The sequence below is a fragment of the Vibrio genomosp. F10 str. 9ZD137 genome (genome assembly GCF_049974785.1).
Classification (GTDB): domain Bacteria; phylum Pseudomonadota; class Gammaproteobacteria; order Enterobacterales; family Vibrionaceae; genus Vibrio.
On record NZ_JBNGCJ010000241.1, the window covers coordinates 1 to 7729 of the forward strand.

Below are 7729 nucleotides of genomic sequence, written 5' to 3' on the forward strand. Positions count from 1 at the left end.
CAAGCCGCGGTCGACACAGTGACAATGGCGTCTTGTTGACGGTCCGTAACGCCGATGATGTTCAAACTGCACAAAAACTTCTTCGCGAAAACTACCCCAATTGGGATGTTTCTACTGACCAACGTACGTTAACCATTACACAATCTAGTGATGAACGCTCGACATTGCGAAGCTTAACTGTCCAACAAAATCTGCAAATTATGCGTAGTCGGTTGGAACAGCTTGGCATTACTGAAGCCTCGGTTCAGCGTCAAGGTGAAAACCGTATTCGTATCGAATTGCCGGGCGTTCAAGATCCTGCATCAGCGAAAGATGTGATTGGTGCGACGGCTTCTTTAGCGTTCCATGCTGTAACGAACAGCGCTGGTGCTGAGTCAATGGTCCTGCTCGATAACGATGGAAATCGTGTCAATGTGAGTCGAAGAGCTGTTCTTGGTGGCGAGCATATTATTGATGCTAGAGCAGGCGTTGGCGAAATGGGTTCGGCTGAAGTTAATATTTCGCTAGATACGATGGGCGGCCGGAAAATGTCTCAATTTTCTCGCGCCAATATTGGTAATCCAATGGCCACGGTTTATAGCGAATATAGCCGAAATGCCAAAGGTGAAAGTGAGCAAGACAGTAACGTGATCAGCGTTGCAACCATTCAATCTCAGCTCGGTAATCGCTTTAGAATTACTGGTGCGGGGAGCATGCAAGATGCGCAAGAGCTGGCGTTGTTGCTAAGAGCTGGGTCATTAACCGCTCCTGTTACGATTATTGAAGAGAGAACGATAGGGCCAACTTTAGGCGCTGAGAATGTGAGTAATGGTTTCGCTGCTGTCGCGTTAGGTCTTGGATTAACCTTGGCGTTCATCGCCTTGTGGTACCGAAGACTGGGCTGGGTCGCCAACGCGGCCTTGATAGTCAATATGGTGATGTTGCTCGGTCTAATCGCCTTGTTACCCGGTGCGGTATTAACCTTGCCAGGGATTGCCGGTTTGGTGCTGACCGTGGGTATGGCGGTGGATACCAATGTTCTTATCTTTGAACGAATAAGAGACAAAATGAAAGAAGGGCGTAACTTCGCACAATCGATTGATCGCGGCTTCGATAGCGCCTTTGCGTCTATTTTTGATGCGAATTTGACCACCATGATTGTTGCTCTCGCGCTTTACTCAATCGGAAACGGCCCGATACAAGGGTTTGCATTGACGTTAGGCCTTGGCCTTCTTACCAGTATGTTTACCGGGATCTTTGCATCTCGTGCTGTGATTAATTTGATTTGGGGGCGTGATAAACGCCACGATGTGAGGGTATAACCATGATGAAATCGAACGTATTACTGTCTCGAGTACGCTACACGATGTCGGGTATTTCTGTGCTCTTATTTGCCCTGTCCGTTTTGCTGATTGGATTTAAAGGATTCAATTGGGGGCTTGATTTTACAGGTGGTGTGGTTGCTGAAGTCGTTCTGGATAAAGAGCTCACCGGTGAAACATTAGGGCAGCACCTAAACCAAGAGCTCAATCAAGATGTGCAAATTGCACGTTCAAATGATGAGGGCCGCTGGGTTATACGATATAGCGACGTTGAACAATTTACTCAACCGATCCAAGAAACACTAGCACCGATAAGTCAAAATGTTCATGTATTGAATAGTAGTGTGGTTGGCCCGCAGGTGGGGCAAGACATGGTCGAGCAAGGTGGATTGGCTATTTTGGTCTGCTTTGTTTTGATTATGCTCTACCTAAGTTATCGCTTTGAATGGCGTCTAGCGCTCGGGGCGTTAAGCGCTCTTGTCTATGACATCGTGCTGGTCTTGGGTTTGTTTGCCTTATGTCATTTTGAATTTAATTTGACGGTTCTGGCTGCTGTACTGGCTGTGCTTGGTTACTCGCTCAATGACTCAATTATTATTGCCGATCGAGCCCGTGAACTGCTTAAAGGCAACCCTGACGGTAAAACTGATCATCTGATCAACGATGCAATACGCGCAACGCTTTCAAGAACGTTAGTGACATCGGGAACGACATTGATGACGGTTTCTTGTTTATGGTTACTCGGTGGTTCTGCATTGGAAGGCTTCTCAATTGCACTGCTGGTTGGAATTGCTAGTGGCACTTGGTCATCTATTTCCATAGGTGTGACATTACCGCAGTTGGTGAACTTAAGCCCATTACACTATCAACCGAAAGTCATGCTAGAGGAGGATCAACTGCCATGAAGCGATTTCTAAAAAGTGAATTTGTACTACTGATTGGTTTTTTAACCGTCGCTATTTTTAAACTTGGCGGCAACGATATTCTCGCAACCGATATTGCGTCTCCAACGGGTATTGCTGCCACGGTGACGTTGTTTATTGTTGTTATGGGGGCTATTTTTGCTGTTGTCAGGCATTCAGATGCATTAGCTATTAAGTTAGGTGACCCTTATGGCACCTTGATTTTGACGTTAGCGGTGATTTCATTGGAAGTCGTTATGATCTCGTCGGTCATGATTACTGGAGAATCAAACCCAGTGCTGGCAAGAGATACGATGTTTGCCGTTGTAATGACGGTTTTCAATGGTCTAGTAGGGGTAACGTTGCTTATCGGTGGCTTAAAATACCATACTCAAAAATACAACGTAGATGGCCTTCAATCTTACTTAGTCGCGATCATCCCTCTTTCATTGCTCTGTTTGGTTTTACCAAGCTTTACCAGCTCGAATGAACTGGGTTCCATGTCAGCGTCACTCACGTGGACATTGGTGTTGGCATCGATTGGCTTATATTCGGTGTTTCTGTTCATTCAAACTCGAAGTCATACTCACTTCTTTATGGATGAAGATCATCAAGATGAGCACGAGTTTCATGGCATCTTGGGGAGTAATCTCTACCATTCGCTACTGTTAGTGGGCTATCTGTTGGTGGTGATTTTACTAGCGAAAAGCTTTGCGATTCCGATCAACAGCACAATTTATATGTGGGGTGCTCCTCCTGCACTTGGGGGCTTGATAGTCGCTCTTCTTATCCTTGCACCAGAAGCCGTTGGCGCGGCCAAAGCAGCGTTAAACAACCAGCTGCAAAGAGCGCTGAATTTGTTCTTTGGTTCCGTGTTGGCAACCATTGCCCTGACGGTTCCCGCCGTTCTAATGATTTCGCATGTGATCAATGAGCCGGTCCATTTAGGTTTAGAGCCGCCAGAAATGATCTTGCTTGGGATGACATTACTGATGGCAAGTGTCAGTTTCAGTCGTGGACGAACTAACTCTTTAAACGGAGCAACACATCTTATTCTATTTGTTGCCTACGTCATTTTGATGTTCGATTAACCCCTCTCTAACTTTAGACCCTGTGCAGGAAACTTTCTGTACAGGGTTAATTCTATTTGGTAGGACTCAATTAATATGCAAGAAATGTTACTCGCAGTTTGGCATCAAGATTTTGAAGCACTGCAACAAATAAGCTCACTCAAGTGGTTTTTATTTGTCCTTAGTTTGATTCTTTTTATAGAATCAAGCTTCGTTTTTTTGCCATTTCCAGGAGACAGCTTAGTACTGTTTGTCGGCGGAATGATAGGTCTAAGTGTTTTTGGTTTTTATCCTGCTCTAGCCCTCCTGTGCCTAGCTGCTTCGCTTGGAAGCATGTGTGCTTACTTCCAAGGTCGATTTTTAGAAAAGACTAAGTTTGTCGTGTTCTTAGATCGAATGTTGCCCAAGGAGTCGCTACCTAGAGCCAAATCTTTGCTCGACAGGTACGGCTTTTTATCGCTGTTTATTTCAAGATTTATTCCTTTTGTTCGTGTGTTAACACCAATGCTGATGGGAGTGTCAAAACTCAGTGCATGGCGTACGTTAGCGATCAGTATTTCTAGTTCGCTTATCTGGTGCTTGGTTCTACTGGTGATTGGAAAAATGGTGATGACGAATCCACTTATGAGCGAATATCAGGAGCTGTTATCAAAATCAGTCATGGCGGGTAGTTTTAGCCTGATGATTCTCGCAGTGATTGGAATACTTTATCGAGTGGTTAAATCACGCAAACACGTTTGAGTTGAGCTCACCCGTTTGATTTTCATTAGGCCATTACGTTACTCTAGCTCCATCGTTTTTAGTAGCCGTGCTCAATAATGACCGATGAAACCGTGCTTGTTCCATTGCCTTCTCTTATTCATCGCCTGGGTGGAGAGCGAGTGAAGCAACTTAAACACGTTGCTTCACAATACGATTGCACGTTGAATCGCGTGCGCCGCTCTCGGCATTGGCAGGTGACAGGCACTGTAAGTTCACTGACTCAGTTTTTGGACGTGTTGAAGTCTTTAGAAGAAGAGTCTTTACGATCTGTGATTAAAAAAATCGAATCCATTTTAGTCAGTTCAAGCCTACCCCTAGAGTCGATGGAAGCGAGGCTCGTTAAGATAATTGATACCCACCCTTCGATAACATTAAACGAATTAATGCAGAAAACCAGTTGCTCTCTGGCACAAGCGAGACGTGCAAGATTCGAATCCGACATACTTTAAATCAATCAATAGTCATTAAGTTATCAGTGATAATAATCACCCTTTTTTCTCTCCCTTATTTAATTTAAAAGATCAGAATCACAAATTTATTTTCTTATCTTTGCAAACTTAAATCAGATAACTATTATTCATCGAAACGTTTCGATGATTGTTTTCCTGGTTTGAAAATACCGTCATTTTCACGGAAAAGACATGAATGATGTCTTAATCAAATTCTAATTTTAGGGTCAAAAAATGAAAAAAAGTACGCTCATCAATGCGGATCTTTCTTACCTAGTGGCAACGCTAGGCCATACCGATGAAATCACGATTTGCGATGCAGGCTTGCCTATCCCTGATGAAGTGACTCGGATTGATTTGGCCCTTACTCACGGTGTTCCTAGCTTTCTTGAAACGGTGAGCGTGATTCTTTCTGAATCTCAAATTGAAGGAGTGATCCTCGCTGAAGAATTTGCCACAGTAAGCCCTAAGCATCATCAAGAGTTGTTAGATAAATTAAAAGCCGAAGAACAAGGCTCGGGTAAATCTATTTCGATTCATTATGTATCGCATGAAGAGTTTAAAGATCGAACACAGCACAGTCGCGCCGTTGTGCGTACTGGTGAATGCACACCTTATGCAAACGTGATCTTTCAAGCTGGCGTTACTTTTTAATCCATAAGAAGTTTAACGCTTCCGGTTTCTTATTGAGGGCATGACATGACTCAAGCTATTTTACAGTTAAACGCGATGGAAAAAGCATTTCCAGGTGTGAAAGCACTCGATAAAGCGAGCCTCAACGTCTATCCCGGCCGAGTAATGGCGCTGATGGGAGAAAACGGTGCAGGTAAATCCACCTTGATGAAAGTGTTGACAGGTATTTACTCGTTAGATGCGGGTGATATTTACTATCAAGGTCAGGCGACCACTTTTAAGGGCCCGAGAGATTCACAACAAGCGGGCATTAGTATTATTCATCAAGAGCTTAACTTGATCCCAGAGCTGACGATTGCTGAAAATATTTTTTTAGGGCGAGAATTTACCAGCCCGTTAGGTCGCATTCAGTGGCAAAAAATGTATCAAGAAGCCGATAAACTATTGGCTCGATTAAATGTAAAACACAGCTCTAGCAAACTTCTTGGTGATTTGAGCCTCGGTGAGCAGCAGATGGTAGAAATTGCCAAAGCGCTCTCTTTCGAGTCAAAAGTGATCATTATGGATGAACCTACCGATGCCCTCACTGATACTGAAACAGAGTCCTTGTTTAAGGTCATCAATGAACTGCGTGACCAAGGCTGTGGTGTTGTTTACATTTCACATCGCTTGAAAGAAATCTTTGAAATCTGTGATGACATCACGGTGTTGCGCGACGGTAAATTCATTGGTGAATGCTCCGTTATCGATACCGATGAGGACGGTTTGATTGAAATGATGGTGGGCAGAAAACTTGAGGATCAATACCCAAGAGTGAATGTCGAACATGGCGATATTTGTCTGGAAGTCTCTGGGCTGACCGGGTCAGGTGTTCACGATGTGAGCTTTACCCTTCAACGTGGTGAGATTTTGGGCGTTTCAGGTTTAATGGGAGCAGGACGGACTGAACTGATGAAAGTCATTTTTGGTGCTTTGCCCAGCGAACGTGGTGTTATCAATCTGGATAACAAAACCATTAACCCTGTTAGCCCACAAGACGCATTAGCCAATGGGATTGCCTATATTTCTGAAGATCGAAAAGGGGATGGTTTGGTTCTTGGCCTGTCTGTCAAAGAAAATATGTCACTCAGTGCGCTCGATAAATTAAGCCAAAATGGTCAAATCCAACATAAAGATGAAGCCAATGCAGTTGAAGACTTTATACGTCTGTTCAATATCAAAACCCCCACACGTGATCAAATCATTGGCAACTTGTCTGGTGGTAATCAACAGAAAGTAGCGATAGCGAAAGGACTGATGACGCGCCCAAAAGTCCTCATTTTAGATGAACCGACTCGCGGGGTTGACGTTGGTGCAAAGAAAGAAATCTATCAACTGATTAACAAATTTAAGTCGGAAGGCATGAGCATCATATTGGTCTCGTCTGAAATGCCTGAAGTCTTGGGAATGAGTGACCGCATCATGGTGATGCACGAAGGGCGTATCAGTGGCGAGTTTGATGTCAAAGATGCCGACCAGGAAAAACTACTCGCTTGTGCGGTAGGCAAAAAGATCAATGAGGAAGCAGCATGAGTGCCAACGCTACTAACACAACGAACGCAACGAAAAAAACACAAGACGGCAGTAAGACATTCTTTACTAAAGAGTGGTTGATTGAACAAAAATCATTAATTGCTCTGCTGTTTTTGATTGCTGTTGTTTCGTTCTTAAACCCGAACTTTTTTACGGTCGACAACATTCTCAATATTCTTCGCCAAACGTCGGTGAATGCGATCATCGCGGTTGGGATGACACTGGTCATTTTAACCGCCGGAATCGATCTTAGTGTTGGTTCGGTATTGGCTCTGTGTGGTGCATTCGCAGCCACGATGATAGGGATGGAAGTGCCCGTTATCATTGCTGTCCCTACATCATTGCTGGCTGGTGCAGCCCTTGGTGCAATAAGCGGAGTTATTATTGCCAAAGGTAAGGTTCAAGCGTTTATCGCAACACTTGTCACCATGACTCTGTTGCGTGGTGTCACTATGGTTTATACCGATGGCCGCCCAATTTCGACAGGGTTTACGGATACAGCAGATGCCTTTGCTTGGTTTGGTACGGGTTACACATTGGGTATTCCAGTTCCCGTGTGGCTGATGGTTTTTGTCTTCGCCGCGGTTTGGTATCTGCTTAATCACACCCGTTTTGGACGCTATATCTACGCAGTTGGCGGCAATGAATCGGCAGCACGCCTTTCGGGTATCAATGTCGATAGAGTGAAAATCGGTGTGTACGCCATTTGCGGTATGTTGGCGGCTGTTGCTGGCATCATCATTACCTCCCGCCTTTCTTCTGCCCAGCCTACAGCGGGTATGGGCTATGAACTTGATGCTATCGCAGCAGTCGTGCTTGGCGGAACAAGCTTGATGGGCGGTAAGGGGCGAATTATGGGAACCCTAATTGGTGCTCTGATCATCGGGTTCTTAAACAATGCACTTAATTTGTTAGATGTCTCTTCTTATTTCCAGATGATCGCCAAAGCCGTTGTGATATTGCTAGCGGTACTGGTTGATAACAAAAATAAGTAGCCATTTCTTAACAGCCTCGGTTTTTAACAGCCTCGGTGAGGACAT

At 44.5% G+C, this 7729-nt stretch carries 8 protein-coding genes; all 8 read left to right on the forward strand.

The features are described from left to right. Window positions 1–1301 (forward strand): protein translocase subunit SecD (gene secD / locus ACP45E_RS03735; RefSeq protein ID WP_069584710.1); only part of this gene is annotated, 1301 nt, incomplete at its 5' end. A gap of 2 nt (window positions 1302–1303) precedes the next feature. Further along, window positions 1304–2206 (forward strand): protein translocase subunit SecF, encoded by a 903-nt coding sequence (gene secF, locus ACP45E_RS03740; RefSeq protein ID WP_017037609.1) that lies wholly within the window; start codon window positions 1304–1306, stop codon window positions 2204–2206. Then, window positions 2203–3294 carry a calcium:proton antiporter gene (locus ACP45E_RS03745; RefSeq protein ID WP_017037610.1) on the forward strand — a complete coding sequence of 364 codons (1092 nt, stop codon included), beginning with the start codon at window positions 2203–2205 and terminating at the stop codon, window positions 3292–3294. The genes secF and ACP45E_RS03745 overlap by 4 nt, the downstream gene beginning before the upstream one ends. Window positions 3295–3369: 75 nt before the next feature. Continuing rightward, complete coding sequence (locus ACP45E_RS03750; RefSeq protein ID WP_017037611.1) at window positions 3370–4014, forward strand: DedA family protein; 645 nt, start codon at window positions 3370–3372, stop codon at window positions 4012–4014. A 77-nt stretch (window positions 4015–4091) separates the two neighbouring features. Beyond that, entirely contained in the window at window positions 4092–4484 is a 393-nt protein-coding gene (locus tag ACP45E_RS03755; RefSeq protein WP_017037612.1) for a ribosome recycling factor family protein, read from the forward strand. 234 nt (window positions 4485–4718) lie between these two features. Then, the gene (rbsD, locus tag ACP45E_RS03760; RefSeq protein ID WP_017034726.1) at window positions 4719–5138 is read left to right on the forward strand and encodes a D-ribose pyranase; all 420 of its coding nucleotides are present in this window, start codon (window positions 4719–4721) and stop codon (window positions 5136–5138) included. A 45-nt stretch (window positions 5139–5183) separates the two neighbouring features. After that, on the forward strand, window positions 5184–6689 hold the full coding sequence (gene rbsA, locus ACP45E_RS03765) for a ribose ABC transporter ATP-binding protein RbsA (RefSeq protein WP_017034725.1): 1506 nt from the start codon (window positions 5184–5186) through the stop codon (window positions 6687–6689). Continuing rightward, complete coding sequence (gene rbsC, locus ACP45E_RS03770; protein ID WP_017034724.1) at window positions 6686–7684, forward strand: ribose ABC transporter permease; 999 nt, start codon at window positions 6686–6688, stop codon at window positions 7682–7684. Before rbsA ends, rbsC begins: the two co-directional genes overlap by 4 nt. The last annotated feature ends 45 nt before the right edge of the window (window positions 7685–7729 follow it).

Bases quoted from the DNA above. Each gene is read 5' to 3' on its own strand.
- ACP45E_RS03745 (WP_017037610.1), top strand. From the start codon at position 2,203: ATGAAGCGATTTCTAAAAAGTGAATTTGTACTACTGATTGGTTTTTTA.
- ACP45E_RS03755 (WP_017037612.1), top strand. From the start codon at position 4,092: ATGACCGATGAAACCGTGCTTGTTCCATTGCCTTCTCTTATTCATCGC.
- ACP45E_RS03750 (WP_017037611.1), top strand. From the start codon at position 3,370: ATGCAAGAAATGTTACTCGCAGTTTGGCATCAAGATTTTGAAGCACTG.
- rbsA (WP_017034725.1), top strand. From the start codon at position 5,184: ATGACTCAAGCTATTTTACAGTTAAACGCGATGGAAAAAGCATTTCCA.
- secF (WP_017037609.1), top strand. From the start codon at position 1,304: ATGATGAAATCGAACGTATTACTGTCTCGAGTACGCTACACGATGTCG.
- rbsD (WP_017034726.1), top strand. From the start codon at position 4,719: ATGAAAAAAAGTACGCTCATCAATGCGGATCTTTCTTACCTAGTGGCA.
- rbsC (WP_017034724.1), top strand. From the start codon at position 6,686: ATGAGTGCCAACGCTACTAACACAACGAACGCAACGAAAAAAACACAA.